This window comes from Pseudomonas sp. PA-5-4B, assembly GCF_021606215.1.
Classification (GTDB): Bacteria; Pseudomonadota; Gammaproteobacteria; order Pseudomonadales; family Pseudomonadaceae; genus Aquipseudomonas; species Aquipseudomonas edaphica.
The window spans coordinates 20,734-46,732 of sequence record NZ_WKDB01000046.1; the positions used below are offsets into that span (position 1 = coordinate 20,734).

Here is a 25,999-nt window from a genome sequence, read left to right on the forward strand (position 1 = left end):
CAATCCAGTACCTAAACTGACAAGACCAAGGGATTTCGAGCCTCGTTCGAAATCCCTTTTTTGTTCGTGCAGTACTGAGGAAAGCCCCCATGAAAATGCCTAAACGCTTGATCGCAGGTCTTGGCGTGTTGATGCTCGGCGCAAGTGCCCTGGCGCAGGCCGCGCCGCCCGACCAACGCGGCGATGGCCCAGGCCGTGGCGGCCCGCAAGGCCAGTACGAGCAACGCGGCGACGACCATCGCGGCCCGCAGGATAACCGTCGTGGCCCGCCACAGGACTTCGGCCCCGTGCGCCAGGTGATCCGTGACAACCACAACGACTTCCGCCGTGGCGCACCACCACCTCCTGGCGTGCGCCTGGTGCGGGGCCAACCGCTGCCACGCAACTACTACGGCGAACGCCTCGACAACCGCGCCTTGGCCCATCTGCCGCAATACCCAGGGTATGAATGGCGCCGGTCCGGCGGCGATATCGTGTTGATCGCCATCGGCACCAGCATCGTCTATCAGATCCTGGATGGCGCCCTTTACTAGCCCAGCAAAGCTTTTGTGGCGGGCGAGCTGTTGTGGCGAGCGGGCTTGCCCCGCGTTGGGGTGCGAAGTGCCCCCAAAACCAGACAACACGGTTTCATCAGGAAAAAACGCAGTGGCCTTATTGGGGCTGCTGCGCTGCCCAACGCGGGGCAAGCCCGCTCGCCACAACAAGCCCGCTCGCCACAGGGTTTCGGTCCACTCAAACAATGGATTTACAGCTCGATGCGCTCAACCTTGCCCACCAGCAACACGTAGGACAGCGCCCCCAGCAATGCCAGCACCGCGATATAGGTAATCGCCGGCGCAAACGAATCCCCACTGGCCAGAAAGCCAATCACTATCGGCGTGGTAATCGCCGACAAGTTGCCGATGAAGTTAAACACCCCACCCGTCAGCCCCAACAACCGCGCCGGCGCCAGGGTCGACACCAATGACCAGGTGATCGATGCCAGGCCATTGCCAAAGAATGCCAGCGCCAGAAACGCGATCACCCAGGCCGTCGAGTCCACATAGTTGGCGCCGATGATCGCCGTGGAAATCAGCAACCCACCAATGATCGGCAGCTTGCGCGCAAACCCTACCGACGTACCCCGGCGAATCAGCCAATCAGAAAAAATCCCCGAACACAGCACACCGATAAACGCAGCGAGGAATGGCAGCGAGGCCAGCAAGCCGGACTTGATGAAGTCCATGCCGCGATATTTCACCAGGTAGGTCGGGAACCACGTCAGAAAAAACCACAGCGTCGAGTTCAGGCAGAACTGCCCCAGGTAGATGCCCCACAGCTTGCGCTTGCTCAGCACTATCCCGAGGTCGGCCCAACTGAACGGCGCCTTGACCGCTTTCGCCTGCATATCCACCAGGCCGCCACCCTCGCGGATCAGCTCGATTTCTGCCGCGTTGGCGCCTTTGAAATCCTTCGGCTCGCGGTACACCGCGTACCAGATCAACGCCCACAGGATGCCGACGCCACCGGTGGCGACAAACACCATGTGCCAGCCAAACGCGTGTTGCAGCCAGGCCAGTACCGGCGTGAGGAACGCCAGCCCGACAAACTGCCCGGAGGTGTAAACGCCAATCGCGGTGGCACGCTCACGCTCGGGGAACCAAGTGGTGACCACGCGGCTGTTAATCGGATAGGCCGGTGCTTCCAGGGCGCCGACGGCCATGCGCAGCACAAACAGCGCGATAAAGCTGGCCGCAAACCCCAGCATTACCGTGGCGATAGACCACAACAGCAGGGCAGCCGTGTAGAGAATGCGCGGCGGCACGCGGTCCACCAGCCAGCCGCCGGGAATCTGCATGGCGGCGTAGGTCCAGCCGAACGCCGAAAAGATCAGCCCGACATGCACCGGGTCGATCCCCAGTTCGCTGGTGAGCGCCGGGGCGGCAATCGACAGGTTGCTGCGGTCGAGGTAGTTGATCACCACGGTGATAAACAGCAGCACCATGATGAAGAAACGCTTTCTGCTAGGCGTGACGAGAAAAGCCTGCCCGGTGAAGGATTCAGGGTGCATGGGGTTGCCTCTTCTTATGTTTATTGAGGACGGGGCGCGGTCATTGTGGGAGCTGGCTTGCCTGCGATGGCGGTGCATCAGCTAACTGATCTGGCACAGGCGGACCGCTATCGCAGGCAAGCCAGCTCCCACAGTTGATCCGGTTCCTTCAGTAAGCAATCACCACTCGGCAAAGCTGCCGTCGGCATGCCGCCAGATCGGGTTACGCCAGCGGTGGCCGATGGCGGCGCGTTCGATCACGTATTCCTCGTTGATCTCAATGCCCAGGCCCGGCCCGTTGGGGATCTTCACGAAGCCTTTGTCATAGTCGAACACGCCTGGATCGCGCACGTAATCGAGCAGGTCATTGCTCTCGTTGTAGTGAATACCCAGGCTTTGCTCCTGAATAAACGCGTTGTAGCAAACCGCGTCCAATTGCAGGCACGCCGCCAGGGCAATCGGGCCCAGCGGGCAGTGCAGGGCCAGGGCCACGTCGTAGGCTTCGGCCATGTTGGCGATCTTGCGGGTTTCGGTGATGCCGCCAGCGTGGGACGCGTCCGGTTGGATGATGTCGACATAACCTTCGCTGAGCACACGCTTGAAGTCCCAACGGGAAAACAGCCGCTCGCCCAGGGCAATCGGCGTACTGGTCAACGGCGCCAGTTCCTTGAGCGCTTCGTAGTTTTCGCTGAGCACCGGCTCTTCGATAAACATCAGCTTGTACGGGTCCAGCTCTTTCATCAGCACCTTGGCCATGGGCTTGTGCACGCGGCCATGGAAGTCGACGCCGATGCCGACGTTAGGCCCGACCGCATCGCGCACGGCGGCAACGTTGGCCAATGCCAGGTCGACTTTCTCGAAGCTGTCGACGAACTGCAATTCTTCGGTGCCATTCATTTTCACGGCGGTGAAGCCACGGGCCACGGCCTCTTTGGCGGCACGGGCGGTGTCGGCGGGGCGGTCGCCGCCGATCCAGGAATACACGCGGATCTTGTCACGCACCTGGCCACCCAACAGGTCGCTGACCGACACGCCGAGCGCCTTGCCCTTGATGTCCCACAGCGCCTGGTCGATACCGGCGAGGGCACTCATGTGCACCGCGCCGCCACGGTAAAAGCCGCCGCGATAGAGCACGGTCCAGATATCTTCGATATTGCGTGGGTCTTTGCCGATCAAATAGTCGGAAAGTTCTTCAACGGCGGCGGCCACGGTGTGGGCGCGGCCCTCCACCACAGGCTCACCCCAACCGGTCACGCCCTGGTCGGTCTCGACCTTGAGGAAGCACCAGCGCGGCGGGACGATAAAGGTGGTCAGTTTGGTGATTTTCATCTTCTTATCTCTCTTATCGATGCAGCGCCAGGGGCGCAAACCTTGAGTTCAGTTAAGCGCGTTCCAGGCCGCGACATAGGCCTGGGCATTGCTCGCCACTTGGTCCACCGACATGCCCGGTTTGAACAACCCGGAACCCAGGCCAAAGCCCTTGGCGCCAGCGTCGAAGTACACCTGCATGTTGCCTGGGGTCACGCCGCCCACCGGCAGCAGTAAGGTGCCGGTCGGCAATACCGCCAGCCACGCCTTGATCACCGCCGGGCCCATTTGCTCGGCCGGGAACAGCTTCAAAACATCCGCGCCTTCGGCCAGAGCGGCGAAGGCTTCGGTCGGCGTCGCCACACCCGGCGACAGGAACAGGCCCGCCGCCTTGGCGGCACGCAATACCTTGGCATCGCTGTGGGGCATGACGATGACTTGGCCGCCGGCGGCTTTGACCTGCTCGACCTGTTCCGGGGTCAACACGGTGCCCGCGCCGATCAGGCAATCGGCGGGCAAGGTGTCGCGCAGGGTGCGGATGCTGGTGTAAGGGTCCGGCGAATTCAGTGGCACTTCGATCACGCGAAAACCGGCCTCATAGAGCACCTGGCCGACCGCCTGCGCTTCATCCGGTCGCACGCCGCGCAAGATTGCGATCAAACCGTTGTGTGCGAGTGCTTGCTTGAGCATGTCAGGCCTCCTGTACAGGTTGAGTGAGCCCAGCAGCGACGGCCAACTGCCACAGACCGCGCGCGGTGGCTTCCTGCGCGAGGCTGACGTGGACGAAGCCGCAGAGGGCAAGGGCGCGTTGGTAGCGGGCGCAGAGGTCGGCAGCGCCGACCAGGACGATAGGCTTGTGTTTGGCCTGCTGCGGCAAACCGGCGAGTTCGTGGCCGATCAGCAGGCCGGACAGATAATCGGGCTGCTCGTCTGGCGCCAGTTCGCCGGTCAACCCCAGGGTACGAGCGCTGAACAAGGTCGACAGCACGCCGCGCTGGCCGTCGTTTGACAGCGCCACGTGGACGCCACGATCAAACGCCGCGACCTGGAATTTTTCGGACTGTTGCTGGGTACGCCCGAGAATGCTGTGTTTACTGAGTACCGCAAACAGCTCGCCGGTCATGAACGTGTCGAAGTGGGTGATGCAGCCTTCAACCACCTCGACCCATTTGGAATGGCTGCCCGGCAGGCCGATCAACACGTCGGCGCCCAGGCCTTGCAGCACACCCAGCACTTGAGTTTCTTCGCCACGCATCACATTGGGCAAGCCGACCCGCTCGATCACACCCGGCACAATATGCACCTGCACCCCGCGCAGGCTGCGCACCGGGTGCAAGGCCTGGCCGAGGCTGGCGACGTCGACGGGCGTTTGCCGATAGGCCGCTTCGCTCCAGCCTTGGGCGCTGCCGACCATGCCGCAGGCAATCACCGGCAGGCCGGGCTGCGCGTCGAGCCAGTCGCCGCAGGCCGCATCGAACGCCAACTCAAAGCCGTCACTGCACAGCACGCCAGCAATGACCCGGGGTTCCCTGGGCAGGTGCATGATGCCGAACGCCAACGCGCGCTGTTCGAGCACATAGCCAGCCGGGCCGAGTTTGTAAGCACGAAGGGAGCTGGTCCCCCAGTCGAGCGCGATCAATTGCGCCTGCATCGCTTCACCTGAAATGAGTGGGTGCTGAAAAAGCTGATGGGCGAATATAAACCTACGGCTGGCAATATCTCAATATATAAATATCAGTCCCATATATTGGGAGATCATAATAAAAAATCCCATCGCCTTTGCTCAGGGTGATGGGATCAGGTGCAACGGTGGTTAAAAAATAGACAGGTTCAGCTCACGCATCGCGCCCATCCAGATCGCGTAATCGGTGTGATCTTTCAGGTCATCACCGGTATCCGGGTGCAGGAACACCACCAACCCATCGCGATGCAGCGCCAGCCAGGGCAACACCACGCCGATGTATTCCGGCTCGAATGCCAGCTGGCAGCTCCAGTCCGGGTGGGGGCCGACCGGCTTTTCGTGTACACGACCCATGCTCAGCGGGAACAGCGTGGCTGCGTCCTCGCAGAGCTTGCGCGCCTGGTCGATGGTGCTGGCGTCGAAGTAGATATGGGCGTGGTAGCCCTTGATACGTTGCATGACGAAATCCGGATCCAATATGCGCCGATCCTAGACCGCAATCGACGGCAGGGCCAGCCCGGTCAACGACTGCGCGCTGCTGGCTTGCTCGGCCAGCAGCCAGTCGACAAAGCGCTCGACCAGTTGCCCCCGGCGTTTGCGCTGGGGCTGCACCACGTAATAACCGAAGCGCGAGATCACCGTGTCATTGATCGGCCGGCACAGCCAGTTCTGTTCCAGCAGGTTATCCACCAAGTGCCGCCAACCGATGGCCACGCCCTGTCCGGCAATCGCAGCCTGAATCAGCAGGGTGTAATTGTCGAAGCGCAATTGCCCAGGCGTGGGCGCCGTGGTGATGCCCAACTCACGAAACACGCCGCTCCAGTCGAACCACTGGCTGTTGTTTTCCTGGCGCAGGTGCAGCAGCGGGTAATCGTGCAGATTTTGCACCGTCAGTGGCGTGGATTGAGCCTTGAGCCACTGCGGACTGCACACCGGAAACACTTCCTCGTTGAACAGCCACAAGCTCTCGCCCTGCTTGAAACGCCCATCGCCAAACAACACCGCCACGTCGATATCGCTGCGCAAAGTCGCGTGGTTGCGTTCGCTGGTCACCAGGCTCACATCCACCTGCGGGTTGGCCTGGTGAAAGCGATGCAGGCGCGGCATCAGCCAGTAGGCGGCGAAAGCGAAGTCGGTGGCCACTTGCAGCACTTCGTGCTGGTCCTGCTGGGTGATCGTGCTGAGGCCTTGGTTGATGGCCTGCAAACCGCCTTGCACCTGTTCAAACAACAGCGCGCCCGCATCCGTCAGTTCGATGCCTCGGTAGATGCGATCGAACAGGCGGATCGCCAGTTGCTCTTCAAGGCGCTTGATCTGCTGGCTGATGGCCGGCTGCGTAGTGCCCAACTCCATCGCGGCGGCGGTAAAGCTGCGATGGCGCGCCGCGGCTTCAAAGGCACGCAGCAGGTCGAGGGACAGATCACCGAGGGCTTCATACATAAGCTGTGCTTATCCTAGACATTGCTTTCCATGGGCTTTACCCCATTTTCCATGGGCTGCATGCTCATTCGCATAAACACCGCCTATGGAATGCCGATAGATCATGAAGCGCAAGAACATTCTTTTCATCATGGCCGATCAAATGGCCGCGCCGATGCTGCCGTTCTACGGACCTTCCCCGATCAAGTTGCCGAACCTGAGCCGCCTGGCTGCACAGGGCGTGGTGTTTGACGCCGCCTACTGCAATAGCCCGCTGTGCGCGCCTTCGCGTTTCACCCTGGTGAGCGGCCAGTTGCCGAGCAAGATTGGCGCCTACGACAACGCCGCCGATTTCCCCGCCGATGTACCCACTTATGCCCACTACCTGCGCCGCCTTGGTTACCGCACGGCACTGTCGGGCAAGATGCATTTCTGCGGGCCAGACCAGTTGCACGGTTATGAAGAACGCCTCACCAGCGACATCTACCCGGCCGACTATGGCTGGGCGGTGAACTGGGATGAACCGGACGTGCGCCCCACCTGGTACCACAACATGTCCTCGGTGCTGCAAGCCGGGCCATGCGTGCGCACCAATCAGCTGGATTTCGACGAAGAGGTGGTGTTCAAAGCCCAGCAGTATCTGTTTGACCATATCCGTGAAGACGGCAACCAGCCGTTCTGCCTCACCGTGTCGATGACGCACCCACACGACCCGTACACCATTCCCAAGCCGTTCTGGGACCTGTACGACGACAACGACATCCCAATGCCGGCAACCCCCGCGCAAGGCGATCTCGACCCGCACTCCCAGCGCCTGCTCAAGGTTTACGACCTGTGGGACAAGCCGCTGCCTGTGGACAAGATCCGCGATGCGCGCCGCGCGTATTTCGGCGCGTGCAGCTATATCGACAGCAATGTCGGCAAGCTCCTGCAAACCCTGGAAGACACCGGCCTGGCCGACGACACGATCATCATCTTCTCCGGCGACCACGGCGATATGCTCGGCGAGCGAGGCCTCTGGTACAAAATGCACTGGTTCGAAATGGCCGCCCGCGTACCGCTGCTGGTGAGTGCGCCAGGCCAGTTTGCGGCGGGCCGCGTGAGCAACGCCGTGTCCACCGCCGACCTGCTGCCCACCCTGGTGGAACTGGCCGGCGGCGAGTTGGACCCGCGCCTGGCGCTGGACGGCCGCTCGCTGGTCCCGCACCTGCAAGGGCAGGGCGGGCACGACGAAGTGTTTGGCGAATACATGGCCGAAGGCACCATCAGCCCACTGATGATGATTCGGCGCGGCGCCTACAAATTCATCTACAGCGAAGACGACCCTTGTCTACTGTTCGATGTACACAACGACCCGCATGAACGGGAAGACCTCAGCCAGTCACCGGAACACCGGCCACTGTTCGAGGCGTTTTTGAATGAGGCGCGGGCCAAATGGGACATCCCGGCGATCCACCAGCAGGTGCTCGCCAGCCAACGCCGTCGCCGCCTGGTGTTCGAGGCACTGACCCAAGGCAAGCTGAAGAGCTGGGATCACCAGCCACTGGTGGACGCCAGTCAGCAATACATGCGCAACCATATCGACCTCGACGACCTGGAGCGCAAGGCACGTTATCCACAACCCTGCCAAAACCAATAAATAGACAGAGGGAAGGCCATGCAAAAGTTGACCGTGGTACTGAGTATGTTGGTGCTGGGCAGCGCCAATGTGTACGCAGACGCTAGCTGCGAAACGGTAAAAATGGCCGATCCAGGCTGGAGCGATATCGCCGCCACCAATGCCATCACCGGTTTCCTGTTAAACGGCATGGGCTACAAGGCCAAGGTCGACACCCTGGCGGTGCCAATCACGTTTGGCGGGCTCAAGGATGGCCAGGTGGATGTGTTCCTGGGCAACTGGATGCCGGCGCAGCAGGGTTTCTACGACAAATTCGTGGCCAATGGCGATGTGGTGCAACTGGCGAAAAACCTCGACGGCACCGAGTTCACCCTCGCCGTGCCGGACTATGTGTGGGACGCCGGTGTGCATGATTTTGCCGACCTGAACAAATTTGCCGACAAGTTCGACAAGAAGATCTACGGCATTGGCTCCGGCGCACCTGCGAATATTTCGCTGCAGGAGATCATCAAGAAGAACGACTTCGACCTGGGCCAGTGGAAGCTGATCGAGTCGAGCGAGCAGGCGATGCTGGCCGAAGTGTCGCGGGCGGTGAAAAAGCAGAAGTTCGTGACCTTCCTCGGCTGGACGCCGCACCCGATGAACGTGCAGTTGAAAATGCATTACCTCAAAGGCGGCGAGAAATATTTTGGTGACACCGGCAGCGTGTATACCTTGACCCGCAAGGGTTATGCACAGGCCTGCCCGAATGTTGGGAAACTGCTGACCAACCTGAGTTTTACCCAGGAGATGGAGAACAGCATCATGGCCGAGGTGGCCAACAATAAAGTCAGCAATGCCGACGCGGCAAAAGCGTGGATCAAAGCCAACCCGGCGGTACTGGACACATGGCTGGATGGCGTAAAAACCCTCGACGGTAAAGACGCACTGTCTGCCGTAAAAGCCAAACTCTAAGGGCCGCCGCGCATCCCTGTGGGAGCTGGCTTGCCTGCGATACAGACAACTCGGTCTGCCAGACAGACCGAGGTGATGCTATCGCAGGCAAGCCAGCTCCCACAGAGACTTAGGTGTACTGATACTCTGAGCTAAACCTTTCTACCGAGTCTGCGATGCCCCGGCCCAACCGCCACACTCTCTTCCCCTTCCTTGGCTGGCTGCCGCGCCAAACCCGCGCCAGCGTCGGCCGGGACGCGATTGTCGGGCTCAGCGGCGCCGTGCTCGCCTTGCCGCAGTCCATTGCCTACGCGCTGATCGCCGGGCTCCCACCCGAATACGGCCTGTATGCCGCCATCATCCCCGTCTTGATCGCCTGCCTGTGGGGCTCCTCCTGGCACCTGATCTGCGGCCCGACGGCGGCGATTTCCATCGTCCTGTACGCCAGCGTCAGTCCGCTGGCCGTGCCTGGCTCGCAGGACTACATCACGCTGATCCTGTTGCTCACATTCCTCGCCGGTGTGTTCCAGTGGCTGCTGGGCATGCTGCGCTTTGGCGCGCTGGTGAATTTCGTCTCGCATTCGGTGGTGCTGGGTTTCACTCTGGGCGCTGCCGTGGTGATTGCCTTGGGGCAATTGCCCAACTTGCTGGGGCTGGATTTGCCCAGCCAGGCCACGGCGATCAATAGCTTGCTGGCACTGGTGGACCATGCCGGTAAATGGGACCACGCCTCACTGGCGCTGGGCCTGGGCACCTTGCTGGTGGGCGCGCTGCTCAAATACCTGGTCCCGCGTTGGCCAACACTGTTGATTGCCCTGACACTTGGCAGCCTGGTGGCGTGGCTTTGGCCGGCGATGTTCGGGCATGTGGCGCGGGTGAGTTCGTTTATCGGCAAACTGCCACCGTTCAGCCCGCTGCCGATGGACCTGGATATACTTCTGCGCCTGCTGCCCAGCGCCGTGGCGGTGGGCATGCTTGGGCTGGTCACCAGCCTGTCGATTGCGCGCTCGTTGTCGGCGCGTTCACAGCAATTGCTCGACGCCAATCAGGAAGTCCGTGCGCAGGGTTTATCCAATATCGTCGGCGGCTTTTTCTCCGGGTACTTGTCGGCCGGCTCCTTCACCCGCTCCGGCCTCAGCTATGAAGCAGGCGCCTGCTCGCCGTTGGCGGGCGTGTTTTCCGCGCTCTGGGTGGCATTGTTTGCGTTATTTGGCGCGGCCTTGATCGCGCACATCCCGATCCCGAGCATGGCCGCAAGCATCCTGCTGATTTGCTGGGGCCTGGTGGATCATCGTGGCATTCGCGCGCTGTTCCGCGTCAGCCGCGCCGAGTTTGTGGTGATGAGCCTGACCGGCGTCGCGACCTTGCTGCTGGAGCTGCAAACGGCGATTTACGCGGGCGTGCTGGCATCGTTGTTTTTCTACCTCAAACGCACCTCACAGCCGCGGGTTCAGCAATGGCGCGACGGTGATGAGGATGTGTTGCGGGTAGGCGGTTCGATCTTCTTCGGCGCCAGCCATTACCTGCAAGTGCGGCTGCAAAGCCTGCAGGGCGAGCGGGTGGTGATCGAGGCGCAGCAAATTAACTTTATCGACTATTCCGGGGTGGAGATGCTGCACCAGGAGGCGCGGCGGTTGGCGGGTATGGGGCGTAGCCTGACGTTGCGCCGGGCGCGGCCGCAAGTCGTCGAGGAACTGAAAAAGCTGGAAGGGGCCGATAAATGCCCCATCCATTTTGAAGAATAAACACGGTTAAAACTGTGGGAGCTGGCTTGCCTGCGATGGCGGTGAATCAGCCAGCACATCTGTATCTGATACACCGCCATCGCAGGCAAGCCAGCTCCCACATTTTGACCGTGTTCACATTCAGATTTATGCCGCAGCCAACTGCCGTCGCAACTCAGCCAACACCGGCGCCGACTGCGGGCGCACGCCGCGCCACAGGAAGAAGGCTTCTGCGGCCTGCTCCACCAACATGCCCAAACCATCCATCGCCACCGCCGCGCCTTGCTCAGCAGCCCAGCGACAGAACGCGGTCGGCTCCTTGGCATACATCATGTCGTAGCAAAAGGTCTTGCCCGGTTCGATCAGGCTGCCCGCAATTGGCGGTACATCGCCTGACAGGCTGGCAGACGTGGCATTGATGATCACGTCCACCGGCTCACGCAGCCAATCGAAACCGCTGGCCGACACCGGCCCCAAATCGTCGAACAGCTCGGCAAGCAGTTCGGCTTTTTCAACGGTGCGGTTGGCGATGATCAGCGACGCAGGTTGCTCAGCCAGTAATGGCTCCAACGCCCCGCGTACGGCGCCACCGGCGCCCAGCAGCAGGATGCGTTTGCCTTGCAGGCTAAGCCCGGCGTTCACCGTGAGGTCGCGCACCAGGCCGGCGCCGTCGGTGTTGTCGCCCAGCAAGGTGCCGTCGGCAAGCTTGCTCAGGGTGTTCACAGCGCCTGCGCGCTGGGCGCGTTCGGTCAAGCTGTTGGCCAGGCGGTAGGCGTCTTCCTTGAACGGCACGGTGACGTTGGCGCCACGGCCTTGTGCAAAGAACTCACGGGCACAGCCGGTGAAATCCTCCAGCGGCGCGAGCAGGGTGCTGTAGTCCAGTTGCTCACCGGTCTGCTCGGCGAACATGCGGTGAATCAACGGCGACTTGCTGTGGCCAATGGGGTTGCCGAACACCACATAACGGTCCATCAGACAGCCGCCTTGGGCGCAGCAAGGCCCAACCAGTCGCGGTCTTGCAGGTAGTAATCAGTGAGGCGCGCTTCTTCGCTGTCGGCTTCGGCTTTCCAGTCGTAGCTCCAGCGTACTTGCGGCGGCAGCGACATCAGGATCGACTCGGTACGCCCGCCCGATTGCAGGCCGAACAGGGTGCCCCGGTCGTAGACCAGGTTGAATTCGACGTAGCGGCCACGACGGAATTCCTGGAATTGGCGCTGCTGCTCGGTGTAAGCCATGGCCTTGCGACGCTGCACGATCGGCAGGTAGGCGTCGATGTAGGCATCGCCGATGGCACGGATGAAGGCGAAGCAGGTGTCAAAGCCCCACTCGTTCAAGTCATCGAAGAACAGGCCGCCGATGCCGCGCGGTTCGTTGCGGTGCTTGATATGGAAGTAGGTGTCGCACCAGGCCTTGTAGCGCGAATACACATCCGCGCCAAACGGCGCACAGGCCTGCTCGGCCACGCGATGCCAGTGGATGCAGTCTTCTTCATTGCCGTAGTAGGGCGTGAGGTCGAAGCCGCCACCGAACCACCACACCGGCTCTTCGCCGTCTTTTTCGGCGATGAAAAAGCGCACGTTGGCGTGGGAGGTCGGCACATGCGGGTTGTGCGGGTGGATCACCAGCGACACGCCGAGGGCTTCAAAGCCACGCCCAGCCAGTTCCGGGCGATGCGCGCTGGCGGACGGTGGCAGGCCGCTGCCGAAGACGTGGGAAAAGTTGACGCCGCCTTTTTCGATCACCGAACCGTTTTCGATCACACGGGTGCGACCGCCGCCGCCGGCAGGCCGGGTCCAGGCGTCTTCGATAAAGCGAGTGTCCGTCTCGAAGGTTTCCAGGGCGCTGCAAATGCGGTCTTGCAGGTCAAGCAGGTAGGCCTTTACAGCCTCGGTGCGGGTAGTCATGGCATCACCTTGAATCGGGCAAAGCTACGCGAGGCCATTGGGCGTCGGCGGCAAATGGGCGCACAGGATACCACTGCACCCGACCGCGCCGCAGTTGACGAAGATCAAGCTTAGGAGTGGGATAGGGGGCTACGCGATTCGACCTCAGGAGAAGTGCAGATGGCCAAACGTATCCAGTTCAGCGCCCATGGTGGCCCCGAAGTGCTTGAGTATGTGGACTACACCCCGGCAGAACCTGGGCCACAGCAGGTTCGTGTGCGGAACGAGGCCATCGGCCTGAACTTCATCGACACCTATTTCCGCAGCGGCCTGTATGCGCCGCCAGCCTTGCCGTCGGGCCTTGGCGCAGAAGGCGCTGGCGTGGTGGATGCGGTTGGCAGCGAGGTCACGCAGTTCAAGGTCGGTGACCGCGTGGCCTACGGCAGTGGCCCACTGGGTGCGTACAGCCAACTGCATGTGTTGCCTGCCGCCAACCTGGTGCACTTGCCCGACGCTATCAGCTTCGAACAGGCGGCTGGCGCGATGCTCAAGGGCCTGACCGTGCAGTACCTGCTGCGTCAGACTTACGAGTTGAAGGGTGGCGAAACCATTCTGTTCCACGCCGCTGCCGGTGGCGTGGGCTCCCTGGCCTGCCAATGGGCCAAGGCGCTGGGCGTAAAGCTGATCGGCACGGTGAGTTCACCGGAAAAAGCCGCACTGGCCAAATCCCTCGGTGCCTGGGAAACCATCGACTACAGCAAGGAAAACGTCGCACAGCGCGTGCTGGAATTGACCGACGGCAAAAAAGTCCCGGTGGTGTACGACGGCGTTGGCAAAGATACCTGGCTGACCTCGCTGGACAGCGTGGCGCCACGGGGTTTAGTGGTGAGTTTCGGCAATGCGTCGGGCGCGGTGGATGGCGTGAACCTGGGGATTCTGGCGGCGAAGGGCTCGTTGTATGTCACTCGGCCGACACTGGCGACTTACGCCAGCAACCCGAAAGACTTGCAGGCGATGGCCGATGATCTGTTCTCGATGATCAAGAGCGGCAAGGTGCGTATTGATATCAACCAGCGGTTTGCGCTGGCGGATGCGGCGAAGGCGCAGACGGAGTTGTCGGGGCGCAGGACGACGGGGTCGACCATTTTGCTGCCATAAGTCTCTAAGATCTTCCGCGTATGTAAGGGCCCCATCGCGGGCAAGCCCGCTCCCACATTTGGAATGCACTCCCCTGTGGGAGCCGGGCTTGCCCGCGATGGCCGCGCCTCGGTCTCAAGAAGGCCGCACTACCTCACCCGTCGCCAAATCACGAATCAGGCTCGGGTTCTTGCGCCCACCCAGGGCACCACCCAGCACCAAATCCACTTGGCCACGGAAATACTGCTCCACGCGAATCCGCGTACGCGCCGCCGGGCGGCCTTGCGGGTTGGCTGAGGTAGAGATCAACGGCCCCACCTGTGCGCATAAATCCCTAACCAACGGATGATCACTGACCCGCAGCGCCACGGTGTCATGCACACCGGTCACCCATTCCGGCAACATGCCCTGATGCGGAACCAGCCAGGTATTCGGCCCCGGCCAGGTGCTGGCCATGCGGTCGATCCAGGTGTCCGGGAAGTCTTCAAACAGAAAATCGAACTGACGGATATTGTCCGCCACCAGGATCAGCCCCTTGTCGACCGAGCGATTCTTGATCGCCAGCAGCCGGTCCACCGCGTCTTCATTCCACGGGTCGCAGCCCAGGCCCCAGACCGCTTCGGTCGGATAGGCAATCACCGCGCCTGCGCGAATTTCTCGTGCGGCTTCCAGCACACGCCACCTGTTGACCATTGCTCACTCTCCGGACTAAAGCTGTGGGCAGTTTACCGATGTTCTTTGCAAAAACTAATTACATAAGCGGGCCGCGCGCAAGCCAGCGCCCGCTTTCGCAGATCACCTGGCCCTCAAGCTCAAGCTCGGTAAGCGCCGCCAGTGTGTGGGACAACGGCCGCCCGCTGGCAATCGCCAAGGCCTCGCTGGTGAGGGGCGCCGCGTGCAACAGCGCCACCAGCGGATGGGTGACCGGCATCGGCGCCGGGCGGGACAACGCCTGCCAACCGCGCAAGCCGTCCAGGATGTGCTCGATGGACTCCACCAGCGTCGCACCGTCGCGAATCAACTGATGGCAGCCCTTGGCGCCCGGATGATGAATGGAGCCCGGAATCGCATACACCTCACGCCCTTGCTCGGCGGCAAGCTTGGCGGTGATCAGCGAACCACTGGCCATGCTGGCTTCCACCACCAGCACCCCCAGCGACAGGCCGCTGATGATCCGGTTGCGCCTTGGAAAGTTGGCGGCCTGGGGCGCGGCGTCCAGCGGAAACTCGGAAACCACCGCGCTGCCCTGGGCAATCATCGCGGCGGCGAGCTGGCGGTGGCGTTGTGGATAAAAATTTTCGAGGCCGGTGCCGAGCACGCCGATTGTCTGCCCCCCGACATCTAATGCCGCTTGGTGCGCAGCACCGTCGATGCCCAAGGCCAAGCCACTGGTGATGACAAAACCGGCGCTTGCCAGGCTGCGCGAAAAGGCGGTGGCAGTGTCCATCCCAGGGCGTGATGCACGGCGACTGCCGACCATGGCCAACTGCGGTTTTTCGAGAATGTTTGGCTCGCCGGCAACGAATAATAACGGCGGTGCATCGTCGATCTGCGCCAGTAACGCAGGGTACTCAGGCTGGTCCCACATCAGTAAATGCTGGGCCGGGCGCTCCAACCATGCGAGCGCATCACTGGCGCCATCTCGAATTTCAGGGCTGCGCCTGGCATCGGCGCTAATGGGTGGCAACCCGAGAGAACGCCAGGCACTCGCCGGGGCGCTGATGGCCTTGGAGGCAGAACCAAATGCGTCAATCAATACACGAAAACGCTTGGGGCCCAGTTCCGGCAGCCTGTGCAAGCGTAGTCGGGCTTCCAGTTCTGCAGGGGAAATTTCAGGGCTGTTTGTCGGATACATTTGATCGTCCTTGATCTGAACAAGCTGTGGATAACTCTGTTGGTAACTTATTTAGCAGGCTATTTATTGCGTTTGTCGGGCAGTCTCGAATCGATCCATGACCGCGAGTGAACGCGAGGCTCTGAGCACCAGGCCATAACTGAGTTTTTCGTAGGTGCGAAACACCAGCAGCGTGCCGGCATCTTCATCGGGGAGTTGGGCCGGGGCGCCAGAGAGGCTGTCGCGTACGCTCACGCCGGCCTTGATCACCGTGAGCAGGTGGCCTTCGGCCAGACCGTCACGGCGGCCCTTGTTCAAGGTCACGGCATCCATTACGCCGATCTGGGTGACACCCTTGGGAATATCGATAATGTGCCCTTCGATGAAAGTCGCAGGCTCCCGATTAGCCCATTCGACGGGCGGTTCGGCACGCAGCAAGCGGTCGCCTGGGCGCACTTCCTGGGTCACCCTTTGCACGGCCAGGGTGCTGAGGTCGCCCGCCAATACAAAGCGTGCGCTGCCGATGTCGTCGGCATTGATGCCCAGCAGCTCCTGGGTTTGCGGGTCGGTGTAGGTTTTGCCGCGACGAAAGATCCCATAGTCCGGCTGGGCCGGGTCCAGGTCACCGCGGGCATGCACGCGCTCACCGTTGGCGCCCAGGACTCGCCCCGCGTCGGCGGCAACAATGTAAGGGGCGTTGTCCAGGTCCTGGGGTGTATCGAAAATGCGGTTGTGCAGCAAGAAGTGGCGGATGGCCTGTTGCGTCGCCTGTTCCAGGCGCGGGCCGGGCTGGGAAACCAGGGCCATGGCGAGCGGCGCCCACAACAGCAAGACGAGTAGCGATTTCCTCATGGGGTCAATCTCCTTTATTATGTGCGTTCGCGTGAAATGCCAGAGCCTTAGCGGCTTTCGAACCTTTCACACCGGCGGTCTGGGTCCATCCCAACGCCGATTTGCCTCTACCTCACATGTGCAGCAATTACGCTTATGGCTATTTTGAACATCCTCGAATTTCCCGACTCGCGCCTGCGCACGATCGCCAAACCGGTGGCCGTAGTGGACGACAAGGTTCGTCAGTTGGTCGATGACATGTTTGAAACAATGTATGAAGCCCCGGGCATCGGCCTCGCCGCGACCCAGGTCAACGTGCATCAGCGCGTCGTGGTCATGGACCTGTCGGAAGATCGCAGCGAGCCGCGGGTGTTTATCAACCCCGAGTTCGAACCGCTGACCGAAGAGATGGGCGAATACCAGGAAGGCTGCCTGTCAGTGCCGGAGTTCTATGAGAACGTCGAACGCCCGCTGCGCGTGAAGATCAAGGCCCTGGACCGTGACGGCAAGCCCTACGAACTGATCGCCGAAGGCTTGCTGGCAGTGTGCATTCAGCATGAATGCGACCACCTCAACGGCAAGCTGTTTGTTGATTACCTGTCCACGCTTAAACGCGACCGGATCAAGAAGAAGCTGGAAAAAAAGCATCGCCAGCAAGCTTGATGCCCTTCTTCCAAAGGCTTGCTGCGGCAAGCCTTTTTCTTTTGTGACTGTTTTTAACCGAGAACTCCCATGACCGAGCCACTGCGCATTGTTTTTGCCGGCACTCCCGAATTCGCTGCCGAACACCTCAAGGCGCTGCTTGCCAGCCCTTATGAAATCGTGGCGGTGTACACCCAGCCGGATCGCCCGGCCGGTCGCGGGCAAAAACTGATGCCAAGCCCGGTCAAGCAGTTGGCGCTTGAACACAACATCCCTGTGCTGCAACCGCCAACCCTGCGCAACGCCGATGCCCAGGCGGAACTGGCTGCGTTGAAGCCCGACTTGCTGGTGGTAGTGGCTTACGGTTTGATCCTGCCTCAAGCGGTGCTGGATATCCCGCGCCTGGGCTGCATCAACAGCCACGCTTCGTTGCTGCCGCGTTGGCGCGGTGCGGCGCCGATCCAGCGCGCCGTCGAAGCCGGTGACCTTGAAAGCGGTGTGACCGTGATGCGCATGGAGGCGGGTCTGGATACCGGCCCGATGCTGCTCAAGGTTGCCACCCCAATCACGGCTGAAGACACCGGCGGCAGCCTGCACGACCGCTTGGCCGAACTTGGCCCGCCCGCCGTGATCCAGGCCATCGCTGGCCTGGCGGCCGGCACGCTGGAAGGCGAAGTACAGGACGACAGCCTCGCCACCTACGCACACAAACTGAATAAAGACGAAGCGCGTATCGACTGGAACCTCCCGGCCGTTGAGCTGGAACGCCTGGTGCGTGCCTTCAACCCGTGGCCGATCTGCCACAGCACCCTCAATGGCGAAGCGTTGAAAGTGCTGGCCGCCACCTTAGTGGATGGCAAAGGTGCTCCGGGTGAAATCATCGGCGCCAGCAAGGACGGCCTGTTGGTCGCCTGCGGTGAACAGGCGCTGTGCCTGACCCGCCTGCAATTGCCCGGCGGCAAGGCGCTTAATTTCAGCGACTTGTTCAACAGCCGTCGTGAGAAATTTGCCTTGGGCACGGTTCTCGGGGCGGTCGCTCAATGAACCCGCGTCTGGCCGCCGCCAAGGCGCTCGCTGCCGTACTCAACGGCAAGGCTTCGCTGAACAGTTCGTTGCCTACACAAATGGACAAGGTTGAAGACCGTGATCGCGGTTTCACCCAGGACCTGGCCTTTGGCACCGCCCGCTGGCAGCCGCGCTTGTCGGCCCTGGCGGCCAAGCTGCTGCAAAAGCCGTTCAAGGCCGCCGACGCCGATGTAGAGGCGCTGCTGCTGGTCGGCCTTTATCAACTGCTCTACACCCGCGTGCCCGCGCATGCCGCCATCGGTGAAACCGTCGGCTGCGCCGACAAGCTGAAGAAGCCGTGGGCCAAGGCCTTGCTCAATGCCGTACTGCGTCGCGCCCAGCGTGAAAGCGAAGCGCTGCTGGCCGAACTGGAACATGACCCGGTGGTGCGCACAGCGCACCCGCGCTGGCTGCAAAAATCCCTGAAAGCCTTCTGGCCCGAGCAATGGGAAGCCATTTGCGCCGCCAACAATGCGCACCCGCCGATGATTTTGCGGGTCAACCGTCGCCACCACAGCCGTGACGCCTACCTGCAATTGCTCACCGGTGCCGGCATCAACGCCGCGCCGTGCGTGTACAGCGTCGACGGCATCGTGCTGGAAGCGGCCACCGACGTGCGCAGCCTGCCGGGCTTTGCCGAAGGCTGGATCAGCGTGCAGGACGAAGCCGCACAATTGGCCGCCGACCTGCTCGACCTGGCCCCAGGCCAACGCGTACTGGACGCCTGCTGCGCGCCGGGCGGTAAGACGTGTCACATTCTGGAAGTCGAAAAAGACCTGGCCGGTGTAGTCGCCGTCGACCTGGAAGCCAAGCGCCTTGTGCGCGTGCGTGAAAACCTTGCACGCCTGGGCCTGAGCGCCGAGCTGATCGCCGCCGACGGCCGCGACACCGCCACGTGGTGGGACGGCAAGCCGTTCCAGCGCATCCTGCTCGACGCGCCATGTTCCGCCACTGGCGTGATCCGCCGTCACCCGGATATCAAGCTCACCCGCCAACCCGACGACATCGCCGCCCTGGCCGTGCTGCAAGGCGAACTGCTCGATGCAATGTGGCCAACGCTGGAAGTCGGCGGCATCCTGCTCTACGCCACGTGCTCCACGCTGCCGACAGAAAATACCGAGGTGATCCAAGCCTTCCTCGCCCGCACCAGTGGCGCACGGGAGCTGGACCTCGCCACGGCGGCCGGTATCAAGCAGCCCCACGGCCGCCAACTGCTCGCGCAGGAAGGCGGACACGATGGCTTCTATTACGCCAAACTGATCAAGATTGCTGCCGCGCGCGGCTAATGGGTTTAAGGGAGTGACCGGATGAAAATCATCATCCTTGGTGCAGGGCAGGTCGGCGGCACACTGGCCGAACATTTGGCCAGCGAAGCCAACGACATCACCGTGGTCGACACCGACAGCGAGCGCCTGCGCAACCTGGGCGACCGCCTGGACATCCGCACCGTACAAGGCCGTGCGTCATTCCCGACGGTGCTGCGCCAGGCCGGTGCCGACGATGCCGATATGCTGGTGGCGGTGACCAACAGTGACGAGACCAACATGGTCGCCTGCCAAGTCGCCCATACCCTGTTCCACACGCCCACCAAGATCGCCCGCGTGCGCGAAGCCGCCTACCTGACCCGCGCCGGTCTGTTCGACAACGATGCGATTCCGGTGGATGTGCTGATCAGCCCTGAACAAGTGGTGACCCACTACATCAAGCGCCTGATCGAAATTCCCGGCGCCTTGCAGGTCATCGACTTTGCCGAAGGCAAGGCGCAACTGGTGGCGGTAAAGGCTTATTACGGCGGTCCGCTGGTGGGCCAGCAACTGCGCCAACTGCGCGAACATATGCCGAATGTGGAAACCCGCGTGGCGGCGATTTTCCGTCGCGACCGGCCGATCCTGCCACAGGGCGATACGGTGATCGAAGCGGACGACGAAGTGTTTTTCATCGCTGCCAAAGCGAATATTCGTGCAGTGATGAGCGAAATGCGTCGACTCGATGAGAGCTACAAACGCATCGTCATTGCCGGCGGCGGGCAGATCGGCGAGCGCTTGGCCGAGGCCATCGAGAGCCGCTACCAGGTCAAGATCATCGAGATGAACCCGACACGCTGCCGACATTTGTCCGACACCCTCGACAGCACCGTGGTATTGCAAGGAAGCGCCTCGGACCGCGACCTGCTGATGGAAGAAAACATCGCCGACGCCGATATCTTCCTGGCCCTGACCAACGACGACGAGGCCAACATCATGTCCTCGTTGCTGGCCAAGCGGCTGGGGGCGAAGAAGGTGATGACCATCATCAACAACCCGGCCTACGTCGACCTGATCCAGGGCGGCGACATCGACATCGCCATCAGCCCGCAGTTGGCCACCATCGGCACCTTGCTGGCCCACGTGCGCCGTGGCGATATCGTCAGCGTGCACTCCCTGCGCCGGGGCGCGGCGGAAGCCATCGAGGCGATTGCCCATGGTGATTCAAAGTCGAGCAAAGTGATCGGCAAGGCGATCCGCGATATCGGCCTGCCGCCGGGCACCACCATTGGTGCGATTATTCGTGATGAAGAAGTGATCATCGCCCATGACGACACGATGATCGCTACGGGTGACCATGTGATTCTGTTCCTTGTGGATAAAAAGCACATTCGCGATGTGGAGAAGCTGTTTCACGTGGGGCTGAGTTTTTTCTAGGCAGGAATATTTCATTGTGGCGAGGGAGCTTGCTCCCGCTCGAGTGCGAAGCGCTCGCAAAATGTTGGGGGACTGCTGCGCAATCCAACGGGAGCAAGCTCCCTCGCCACAACAGCCTTTTTTCGCTCAAGGTGATAATAAATGCTCGAATCCCTGGAAAAAATGCTCGCCAAGGGTGTGGATAATTCATTGCTGCGCTTTGGCTTGGGCAAGGGTTATCTGGACTTGAAGGACAACGCCAAGGCGGCCGAGCATTTGCAGAAATGCGTCGAGTTCGACCCGAAGTATTCGGCGGCGTGGAAGCTGTTGGGCAAGGCTCAGCAAGGGCAGGGTGATAACGCTGCAGCACGGTTAGCTTGGGAAAAGGGCATAGAAGCAGCCCTGGCACATGGCGACAAACAGGCTGAAAAAGAGATGACGGTGTTCCTGAAGAAACTCGATCGCCTGGCCTGAATTGATCCCTGTGGGAGCTGGCTTGCCTGCGATAGCATCACCTCGGTATGGCTGAAAAACCGAGTTTATGATCGTTCCCACGCTCTGCGTGGGAATGCAGCCCTGGGCGCTCTGCGCCTGCCCTTAAAACCGTGACGCGGAGCGTCACAGGCGGCGTTCCCACGCGGAGCGTGGGAACGATCACGTGGTCAGTACCAGCGCTCTTCACCCGGCGGGCGTTTCTTGAAGCGCTTCATGCTCCACATGTACTGGCTCGGGTAGGCGCCGACATAACGCTCCACCACCTTGCTCATCGCCGCGCAGGAGGTAGCCGTGTCGGTGCTGTACATATCTTCCGGCGCTGCTTCCAGAATCACTTTGTAACCCGAACCGTCCGGCAGCCTCAGGGCATGCAGGAACACGCCAACAGCCTTGTGGCCTGCGAGCATGTTCGGCACAAACTTGCTGGTCAGCGCCTGGGTGGCGAAAAACGGCACGAAGATGCCCGCAGATTCCGCCGGCTCCGGGTCAGCCGGAATACCCACCTGACCACCTTTGCGCACTTCCTTGATCACACTGAGGATGCCTTCCTTGGTGGACGCCGCCACGCGGTTGCCCAACTGCACCCGCTGTTTTTGCAGCAACTCATCCACCGCCTTGAGCTTGGGCGGGCGGTAGAAAATGATCGGTTTGCACTGGTTGCAATAGAAGTGGTTCAACACTTCCCAGTTGCCCAGGTGGCTGGTGATGCCAACCACGCCTTTGCCTGAGGCCAATGCCTCATGCAGCACTTCCAGGCCTTCGACTTCGCGCACCAGGTCGATGGAACGCTGTGCCGGCCAGATCCAGGCGCAAGCGCTTTCGGTCAGCGACTTGCCGATGTCCATCAGGCTTTGGCCCACCAGACGCTCGCGGGCGGCCGGGTCCATGTCCGGGAAGCATTTAGAGAGGTTGATCCGCACCGTGTCGCGGGAGCGGTTGGGGGTTTTCCACATGATCCAGCCAATCGCCGTGCCGACGGCCTGGACAGCGCGCCAGGGCAGCAGGGCAAACAACCGAAGAGCGCCTACCAGCAAGGCGCCTTTAAACTTTTCCACAGGTCACTCCTGATCGTGTGTGGTGCGCAAAGCGGGCATTCTAACCGGCGTTGGCCAAGTCCGCGTAACGGTCGCAGTCCTGAGTGTGGTCCATGACCATGCCCGAGGCCTGCATGAACGCGTAGCAGATGGTCGGGCCGACGAAGGTGAAACCGGCTTTTTTCAACGCTTTACTCATGGCTTCAGCCTCGGGGGTAATCGCCGGGACTTGGCTGCGATCGGTAAAGTGATTGACCTTGGGCACGCCGCCAACAAAGGACCAGAGCAACCCCACCGGATCTTCCAGCGCCAGCCAGGCGGCGGCGTTGCGGCGGGTGGCGTTGAGCTTTAGGCGGTTACGCACGATGCCTGGATCGAGCATCAGTGCTTCGATTTCAGCATCGGTCAGCCTGGCCAAACGCTGCGCATCAAAGCCGAACAAGACCTTTCGATAATGCTCGCGTTTGCGTAAAACGGTGATCCAGGACAGGCCCGCCTGGAACCCTTCGAGCAAAAGCAACTCGAACAAACCCTGCGCATCGCGCAGCGGCGTTCCCCACTCCTGATCGTGATAAGCCATGTACAGCGGATCTTCAGAACACCAAAAGCAGCGTGGCATAAGGCTCCAGGGAGTGGTGGCAGGGCCGAATCGGGTATACTCCCGCTCTTTAAATCGCAGCCCAAGTAACAGGTGAATTTCGTGAGCCAGCCTACGCCAGCCGTGCGTACCTTCCAAGACTTGATCCTCGCCCTCCAGCAATACTGGGCCGAGCAAGGTTGTGTGGTACTTCAGCCCTACGATATGGAAGTAGGCGCCGGCACTTTCCACACCGCTACATTCCTGCGGGCCATCGGCCCGGAAACCTGGAACGCCGCTTATGTGCAGCCCAGTCGTCGCCCGACTGACGGCCGCTACGGCGAAAACCCGAACCGTCTGCAGCACTACTACCAGTTCCAGGTGGTATTGAAGCCGAACCCGGATAACTTCCAGGAGCTGTACCTGGGCTCGCTGAAACATGTCGGCCTGGACCCACTGGTGCACGACATCCGTTTCGTCGAAGACAACTGGGAATCGCCAACTTTGGGCGCCTGGGGCCTGGGCTGGGAAGTCTGGCTCAATGGCATGGAAGTGACGCAGTTCACGTACTTCCAGCAAGCCGGCGGCATCGAGTGCTACCCGGTGACCGGCGAGATCACCTACGGTCTCGAGCGCCTGGCCATGTACCTGCAAGGCGTGGATTCGGTCTACGACCTGGTGTGGGCTGACGGCCCGTTCGGCAAAGTCACCTACGGCGACGTGTTCCACCAGAACGAAGTGGAGCAATCCACTTACAACTTCGAACACGCCAACGTCGACAAGCTGTTCGAACTGTTCGACTTCTATGAAAGCGAAGCCAAACGCCTGATCGAACTCGACCAGCCGCTGCCGTTGCCGAGCTATGAAATGGTGTTGAAGGCGTCCCATACCTTCAACCTGCTGGACGCCCGCCGTGCCATCTCGGTGACCGCGCGCCAGCAATACATCCTGCGTGTACGCACCCTGGCGCGTTCCGTCGCCCAAGCCTACCTGTTGGCTCGCGCCAAGCTGGGCTTCCCGATGGCAACCCCGGACCTGCGTGATGAAGTGTTGGCTAAGCTGGAGGCTGCACAATGAGTGCTCAAGATTTCCTGGTTGAACTGGGCACCGAAGAGCTGCCACCCAAGGCACTCAACACCCTGGCCGATGCGTTCCTGGCCGGTATCGAAAAAGGCCTGCACAGCGCTGGCCTGAAGTTCGCCGCGAAAAAAGTCTACGCCGCGCCACGTCGCCTGGCGGTGTTGCTGACCGCGCTGGAAACCCAGCAGCCGGACCGCAGCATCAACCTCGACGGCCCACCGCGTCAGGCGGCTTTTGATGCTGAAGGCAATCCGACTCAAGCCGCCCTTGGTTTTGCCAAGAAGTGTGGCGTCGAGCTGAGCGAGATCGACCAGAGCGGCCCGAAACTGCGTTTCAGCCAGGTCATCACCGGCAAGCCAACGGCAAGCCTGTTGCCGACCATCGTTGAAGACTCCCTGAACGACTTGCCTATCCCCAAGCGCATGCGCTGGGGTGCTCGCAAGGAAGAGTTCGTGCGCCCAACTCAGTGGCTGGTGATGTTGCTCGGTGACCAAGTCATCGACTGCACGATACTCGCCCAGAAGGCTGGCCGTGATTCCCGTGGTCACCGCTTTCACCATCCAGAAGCCGTGCGTATCACCTCGCCGGCCAACTACGCCGCCGACCTGCGTGCCGCTTACGTACTGGCCGATGCCAACGAGCGCCGCGAGCTGATCAGCAAGCGCACCGAAGAGCTGGCCCGCCTGCAGGAAGGCACCGCCATCGTGCCGCCAAGCCTGCTCGACGAAGTGACCGCGCTGGTTGAATGGCCGGTGCCGCTGGTGTGCTCGTTCGAGGAGCGTTTCCTCGACGTGCCGCAAGAAGCGCTGATCACCACCATGCAGGACAACCAGAAGTATTTCTGCCTGCTGGATGTGGACGGTAAGCTGCTGCCGCGTTTTATCACCGTGGCCAACATCGAAAGCAAAGACCCGCAGCAGATCATCGCCGGTAACGAGAAAGTCGTGCGCCCGCGCCTGACTGACGCCGAGTTCTTCTTCAAGCAAGACAAGAAGCAGAAGCTAGAAGACTTCAACCTGCGCCTGCAAAACGTGGTGTTCCAGGAAAAACTCGGCAGCGTCTACGACAAGGCCGTGCGCGTTTCCAAGCTGGCCGCCTACATTGCCCCACGCATTGGCGGTGACGCTGCCTGGGCAGCCCGCGCTGGCTTGCTGTCCAAGTGCGACCTGGCCACCGAAATGGTCGGCGAGTTCCCGGAGATGCAAGGCGTTGCCGGTTACTACTACGCCCTCAACGACGGCGAGCCGGACGATGTGGCCCTGGCTCTGAACGAGCAGTACATGCCGCGCGGCGCTGGCGCTGAGCTGCCGAGCACCTTGACCGGTGCGGCCGTGGCCATCGCTGACAAGCTGGACACCCTCGTCGGTATCTTCGGTATCGGCATGTTGCCTACCGGCAGCAAAGACCCGTATGCCCTGCGCCGTGCGGCTTTGGGCGTGCTGCGTATCCTGATCGACAAAAAGCTCGACCTCGACCTGACCCAGGCCGTGGTGTTTGCAGTCGGCCAGTTTGGCGCCAAGGTCAAGCAAGCCGGGTTGGCCGAGCAAGTGCTGGAGTTTGTGTTCGACCGCCTGCGTGCGCGTTATGAAGACGAAGGCGTGGACGTTTCCGTCTACCTGTCGGTACGTGCCCTGCAACCGGGCTCGGCGTTGGACTTCGATCAGCGCGTACAGGCCGTACAAGCCTTCCGCAAGCTGCCGGAAGCCGAGGCTCTGGCCGCCGTGAACAAGCGTGTGTCGAACCTGCTGAGCAAGGCCGACAACCTCGGCAATGCCGAAGTCGACCCTGGCCTGTTTGCCGATGCCAAGGAGTTCTCGCTGAACTCGGCCATCGCCAAAGCGGAAAACGCGGTGAAGCCGCTGCTCGCCGAACGCAATTACGCCGAAGCACTGGCGCGCCTGGCCACCTTGCGTGAGCCGGTGGATGCGTTCTTTGAAGCGGTGATGATCAATGCCGAAGATGCTGGCGTGCGGAAAAACCGCTACGCCATGCTGGCACGCCTGCGCGGCTTGTTCATCAACATCGCTGACATTTCTGTACTGGGCTGAC

At 61.4% G+C, this 25,999-nt stretch carries 25 protein-coding genes; 12 read left to right on the plus strand and 13 right to left on the minus strand.

Features of this window, described 5'->3' with window-relative positions; genetic code table 11:
* Positions 1–89 precede the first annotated feature (89 nt).
* The gene (locus GIW28_RS21065; RefSeq protein WP_017137925.1) at positions 90–533 is read left to right on the plus strand and encodes an anti-virulence regulator CigR family protein; all 444 of its coding nucleotides are present in this window, start codon (positions 90–92) and stop codon (positions 531–533) included.
* 212 nt (positions 534–745) lie between these two features.
* Here the strand turns inward: GIW28_RS21065 and GIW28_RS21070 are convergent, their stop codons facing one another.
* The 6 genes from GIW28_RS21070 to GIW28_RS21095 form a co-directional block, all read right to left on the minus strand.
* The gene (locus GIW28_RS21070) at positions 746–2,050 is read right to left on the minus strand and encodes an MFS transporter (RefSeq protein ID WP_236445647.1); all 1,305 of its coding nucleotides are present in this window, start codon (positions 2,048–2,050) and stop codon (positions 746–748) included.
* Between the two features lie 159 nt (positions 2,051–2,209).
* Positions 2,210–3,358 carry a galactonate dehydratase gene (gene dgoD, locus GIW28_RS21075; protein WP_017137927.1) on the minus strand — a complete coding sequence of 383 codons (1,149 nt, stop codon included), beginning with the start codon at positions 3,356–3,358 and terminating at the stop codon, positions 2,210–2,212.
* A gap of 48 nt (positions 3,359–3,406) precedes the next feature.
* Entirely contained in the window at positions 3,407–4,027 is a 621-nt protein-coding gene (locus GIW28_RS21080) for a 2-dehydro-3-deoxy-6-phosphogalactonate aldolase (RefSeq protein WP_017137928.1), read from the minus strand.
* 1 nt (position 4,028) lies between these two features.
* Positions 4,029–4,988 carry a 2-dehydro-3-deoxygalactonokinase gene (locus GIW28_RS21085; RefSeq protein WP_236445645.1) on the minus strand — a complete coding sequence of 320 codons (960 nt, stop codon included), beginning with the start codon at positions 4,986–4,988 and terminating at the stop codon, positions 4,029–4,031.
* A 162-nt stretch (positions 4,989–5,150) separates the two neighbouring features.
* A complete protein-coding gene (locus tag GIW28_RS21090) occupies positions 5,151–5,477 on the minus strand; it encodes a DOPA 4,5-dioxygenase family protein (protein WP_099550184.1) in 327 nt (108 codons plus the stop codon).
* A 30-nt stretch (positions 5,478–5,507) separates the two neighbouring features.
* Positions 5,508–6,458: a choline sulfate utilization transcriptional regulator gene (locus GIW28_RS21095; protein ID WP_236445643.1), complete on the minus strand. Its 951-nt coding sequence runs from the start codon at positions 6,456–6,458 to the stop codon at positions 5,508–5,510.
* 103 nt (positions 6,459–6,561) lie between these two features.
* Between GIW28_RS21095 and betC the strand changes: the two genes are divergently transcribed.
* The 3 genes from betC (at position 6,562) to GIW28_RS21110 (ending at position 10,733) form a co-directional block, all read left to right on the plus strand.
* On the plus strand, positions 6,562–8,076 hold the full coding sequence (gene betC, locus GIW28_RS21100) for a choline-sulfatase (RefSeq protein ID WP_138453766.1): 1,515 nt from the start codon (positions 6,562–6,564) through the stop codon (positions 8,074–8,076).
* A gap of 18 nt (positions 8,077–8,094) precedes the next feature.
* Complete coding sequence (gene choX / locus GIW28_RS21105) at positions 8,095–9,009, plus strand: choline ABC transporter substrate-binding protein (RefSeq protein ID WP_017137933.1); 915 nt, start codon at positions 8,095–8,097, stop codon at positions 9,007–9,009.
* A 155-nt stretch (positions 9,010–9,164) separates the two neighbouring features.
* A complete protein-coding gene (locus GIW28_RS21110) occupies positions 9,165–10,733 on the plus strand; it encodes a SulP family inorganic anion transporter (protein ID WP_236445641.1) in 1,569 nt (522 codons plus the stop codon).
* A gap of 126 nt (positions 10,734–10,859) precedes the next feature.
* Here the strand turns inward: GIW28_RS21110 and aroE are convergent, their stop codons facing one another.
* Both aroE and hemF read right to left on the minus strand, forming a co-directional pair.
* On the minus strand, positions 10,860–11,684 hold the full coding sequence (gene aroE / locus GIW28_RS21115) for a shikimate dehydrogenase (RefSeq protein ID WP_236445639.1): 825 nt from the start codon (positions 11,682–11,684) through the stop codon (positions 10,860–10,862).
* On the minus strand, positions 11,684–12,616 hold the full coding sequence (hemF, locus tag GIW28_RS21120) for an oxygen-dependent coproporphyrinogen oxidase (RefSeq protein WP_017135151.1): 933 nt from the start codon (positions 12,614–12,616) through the stop codon (positions 11,684–11,686). Before hemF ends, aroE begins: the two co-directional genes overlap by 1 nt.
* A gap of 159 nt (positions 12,617–12,775) precedes the next feature.
* On the opposite strand from hemF, the gene GIW28_RS21125 reads away from it, so the two are divergent.
* Positions 12,776–13,753: an NADPH:quinone reductase gene (locus tag GIW28_RS21125; protein ID WP_017135150.1), complete on the plus strand. Its 978-nt coding sequence runs from the start codon at positions 12,776–12,778 to the stop codon at positions 13,751–13,753.
* 114 nt (positions 13,754–13,867) lie between these two features.
* On the opposite strand, the gene GIW28_RS21130 is transcribed toward GIW28_RS21125, so the two are convergent.
* From GIW28_RS21130 to GIW28_RS21140, 3 genes are all read right to left on the minus strand, one after another.
* The gene (locus GIW28_RS21130; protein ID WP_017135149.1) at positions 13,868–14,425 is read right to left on the minus strand and encodes an L-threonylcarbamoyladenylate synthase; all 558 of its coding nucleotides are present in this window, start codon (positions 14,423–14,425) and stop codon (positions 13,868–13,870) included.
* A 58-nt stretch (positions 14,426–14,483) separates the two neighbouring features.
* A complete protein-coding gene (gene dprA / locus GIW28_RS21135) occupies positions 14,484–15,587 on the minus strand; it encodes a DNA-processing protein DprA (RefSeq protein ID WP_186617212.1) in 1,104 nt (367 codons plus the stop codon).
* A gap of 63 nt (positions 15,588–15,650) precedes the next feature.
* Positions 15,651–16,418 carry a hypothetical protein gene (locus GIW28_RS21140; protein ID WP_017135147.1) on the minus strand — a complete coding sequence of 256 codons (768 nt, stop codon included), beginning with the start codon at positions 16,416–16,418 and terminating at the stop codon, positions 15,651–15,653.
* 135 nt (positions 16,419–16,553) lie between these two features.
* Between GIW28_RS21140 and def the strand changes: the two genes are divergently transcribed.
* The 5 genes from def to GIW28_RS21165 all read left to right on the plus strand — a co-directional run bounded on the left by def (position 16,554) and on the right by GIW28_RS21165 (position 21,238).
* Positions 16,554–17,060, plus strand: coding sequence for a peptide deformylase (gene def, locus GIW28_RS21145; protein WP_017135146.1), 507 nt, complete (start codon positions 16,554–16,556; stop codon positions 17,058–17,060).
* 69 nt (positions 17,061–17,129) lie between these two features.
* Positions 17,130–18,083: a methionyl-tRNA formyltransferase gene (gene fmt / locus GIW28_RS21150; protein ID WP_236445637.1), complete on the plus strand. Its 954-nt coding sequence runs from the start codon at positions 17,130–17,132 to the stop codon at positions 18,081–18,083.
* Complete coding sequence (gene rsmB, locus GIW28_RS21155; RefSeq protein ID WP_017135144.1) at positions 18,080–19,390, plus strand: 16S rRNA (cytosine(967)-C(5))-methyltransferase RsmB; 1,311 nt, start codon at positions 18,080–18,082, stop codon at positions 19,388–19,390. The genes fmt and rsmB overlap by 4 nt, the downstream gene beginning before the upstream one ends.
* Before the next feature lie 21 nt (positions 19,391–19,411).
* Complete coding sequence (gene trkA / locus GIW28_RS21160; protein ID WP_017135143.1) at positions 19,412–20,785, plus strand: Trk system potassium transporter TrkA; 1,374 nt, start codon at positions 19,412–19,414, stop codon at positions 20,783–20,785.
* A gap of 141 nt (positions 20,786–20,926) precedes the next feature.
* Positions 20,927–21,238 carry a tetratricopeptide repeat protein gene (locus tag GIW28_RS21165; protein WP_065932011.1) on the plus strand — a complete coding sequence of 104 codons (312 nt, stop codon included), beginning with the start codon at positions 20,927–20,929 and terminating at the stop codon, positions 21,236–21,238.
* Positions 21,239–21,426: 188 nt separating this feature from the next.
* Here the strand turns inward: GIW28_RS21165 and GIW28_RS21170 are convergent, their stop codons facing one another.
* The gene (locus GIW28_RS21170) at positions 21,427–22,314 is read right to left on the minus strand and encodes a lysophospholipid acyltransferase (protein ID WP_017135141.1); all 888 of its coding nucleotides are present in this window, start codon (positions 22,312–22,314) and stop codon (positions 21,427–21,429) included.
* Between the two features lie 40 nt (positions 22,315–22,354).
* Entirely contained in the window at positions 22,355–22,912 is a 558-nt protein-coding gene (locus GIW28_RS21175; RefSeq protein WP_017135140.1) for a DNA-3-methyladenine glycosylase I, read from the minus strand.
* Positions 22,913–22,993: 81 nt separating this feature from the next.
* On the opposite strand from GIW28_RS21175, the gene glyQ reads away from it, so the two are divergent.
* Positions 22,994–23,947: a glycine--tRNA ligase subunit alpha gene (gene glyQ / locus GIW28_RS21180; RefSeq protein WP_003187265.1), complete on the plus strand. Its 954-nt coding sequence runs from the start codon at positions 22,994–22,996 to the stop codon at positions 23,945–23,947.
* On the plus strand, positions 23,944–25,998 hold the full coding sequence (gene glyS / locus GIW28_RS21185; protein WP_176992448.1) for a glycine--tRNA ligase subunit beta: 2,055 nt from the start codon (positions 23,944–23,946) through the stop codon (positions 25,996–25,998). Before glyQ ends, glyS begins: the two co-directional genes overlap by 4 nt.
* Position 25,999: the final 1 nt, after the last annotated feature.

What these genes read in the sequence shown, in the direction of transcription:
- GIW28_RS21065 (WP_017137925.1), top strand. Translation starts at nt 90, where the DNA reads ATGAAAATGCCTAAACGCTTGATCGCAGGTCTTGGCGTGTTGATGCTC.
- GIW28_RS21070 (WP_236445647.1), bottom strand. Translation starts at nt 2,050, where the DNA reads ATGCACCCTGAATCCTTCACCGGGCAGGCTTTTCTCGTCACGCCTAGC.
- dgoD (WP_017137927.1), bottom strand. Translation starts at nt 3,358, where the DNA reads ATGAAAATCACCAAACTGACCACCTTTATCGTCCCGCCGCGCTGGTGC.
- GIW28_RS21080 (WP_017137928.1), bottom strand. Translation starts at nt 4,027, where the DNA reads ATGCTCAAGCAAGCACTCGCACACAACGGTTTGATCGCAATCTTGCGC.
- GIW28_RS21085 (WP_236445645.1), bottom strand. Translation starts at nt 4,988, where the DNA reads ATGCAGGCGCAATTGATCGCGCTCGACTGGGGGACCAGCTCCCTTCGT.
- GIW28_RS21090 (WP_099550184.1), bottom strand. Translation starts at nt 5,477, where the DNA reads ATGCAACGTATCAAGGGCTACCACGCCCATATCTACTTCGACGCCAGC.
- GIW28_RS21095 (WP_236445643.1), bottom strand. Translation starts at nt 6,458, where the DNA reads ATGTATGAAGCCCTCGGTGATCTGTCCCTCGACCTGCTGCGTGCCTTT.
- betC (WP_138453766.1), top strand. Translation starts at nt 6,562, where the DNA reads ATGAAGCGCAAGAACATTCTTTTCATCATGGCCGATCAAATGGCCGCG.
- choX (WP_017137933.1), top strand. Translation starts at nt 8,095, where the DNA reads ATGCAAAAGTTGACCGTGGTACTGAGTATGTTGGTGCTGGGCAGCGCC.
- GIW28_RS21110 (WP_236445641.1), top strand. Translation starts at nt 9,165, where the DNA reads ATGCCCCGGCCCAACCGCCACACTCTCTTCCCCTTCCTTGGCTGGCTG.
- aroE (WP_236445639.1), bottom strand. Translation starts at nt 11,684, where the DNA reads ATGGACCGTTATGTGGTGTTCGGCAACCCCATTGGCCACAGCAAGTCG.
- hemF (WP_017135151.1), bottom strand. Translation starts at nt 12,616, where the DNA reads ATGACTACCCGCACCGAGGCTGTAAAGGCCTACCTGCTTGACCTGCAA.
- GIW28_RS21125 (WP_017135150.1), top strand. Translation starts at nt 12,776, where the DNA reads ATGGCCAAACGTATCCAGTTCAGCGCCCATGGTGGCCCCGAAGTGCTT.
- GIW28_RS21130 (WP_017135149.1), bottom strand. Translation starts at nt 14,425, where the DNA reads ATGGTCAACAGGTGGCGTGTGCTGGAAGCCGCACGAGAAATTCGCGCA.
- dprA (WP_186617212.1), bottom strand. Translation starts at nt 15,587, where the DNA reads ATGTATCCGACAAACAGCCCTGAAATTTCCCCTGCAGAACTGGAAGCC.
- GIW28_RS21140 (WP_017135147.1), bottom strand. Translation starts at nt 16,418, where the DNA reads ATGAGGAAATCGCTACTCGTCTTGCTGTTGTGGGCGCCGCTCGCCATG.
- def (WP_017135146.1), top strand. Translation starts at nt 16,554, where the DNA reads ATGGCTATTTTGAACATCCTCGAATTTCCCGACTCGCGCCTGCGCACG.
- fmt (WP_236445637.1), top strand. Translation starts at nt 17,130, where the DNA reads ATGACCGAGCCACTGCGCATTGTTTTTGCCGGCACTCCCGAATTCGCT.
- rsmB (WP_017135144.1), top strand. Translation starts at nt 18,080, where the DNA reads ATGAACCCGCGTCTGGCCGCCGCCAAGGCGCTCGCTGCCGTACTCAAC.
- trkA (WP_017135143.1), top strand. Translation starts at nt 19,412, where the DNA reads ATGAAAATCATCATCCTTGGTGCAGGGCAGGTCGGCGGCACACTGGCC.
- GIW28_RS21165 (WP_065932011.1), top strand. Translation starts at nt 20,927, where the DNA reads ATGCTCGAATCCCTGGAAAAAATGCTCGCCAAGGGTGTGGATAATTCA.
- GIW28_RS21175 (WP_017135140.1), bottom strand. Translation starts at nt 22,912, where the DNA reads ATGCCACGCTGCTTTTGGTGTTCTGAAGATCCGCTGTACATGGCTTAT.
- glyS (WP_176992448.1), top strand. Translation starts at nt 23,944, where the DNA reads ATGAGTGCTCAAGATTTCCTGGTTGAACTGGGCACCGAAGAGCTGCCA.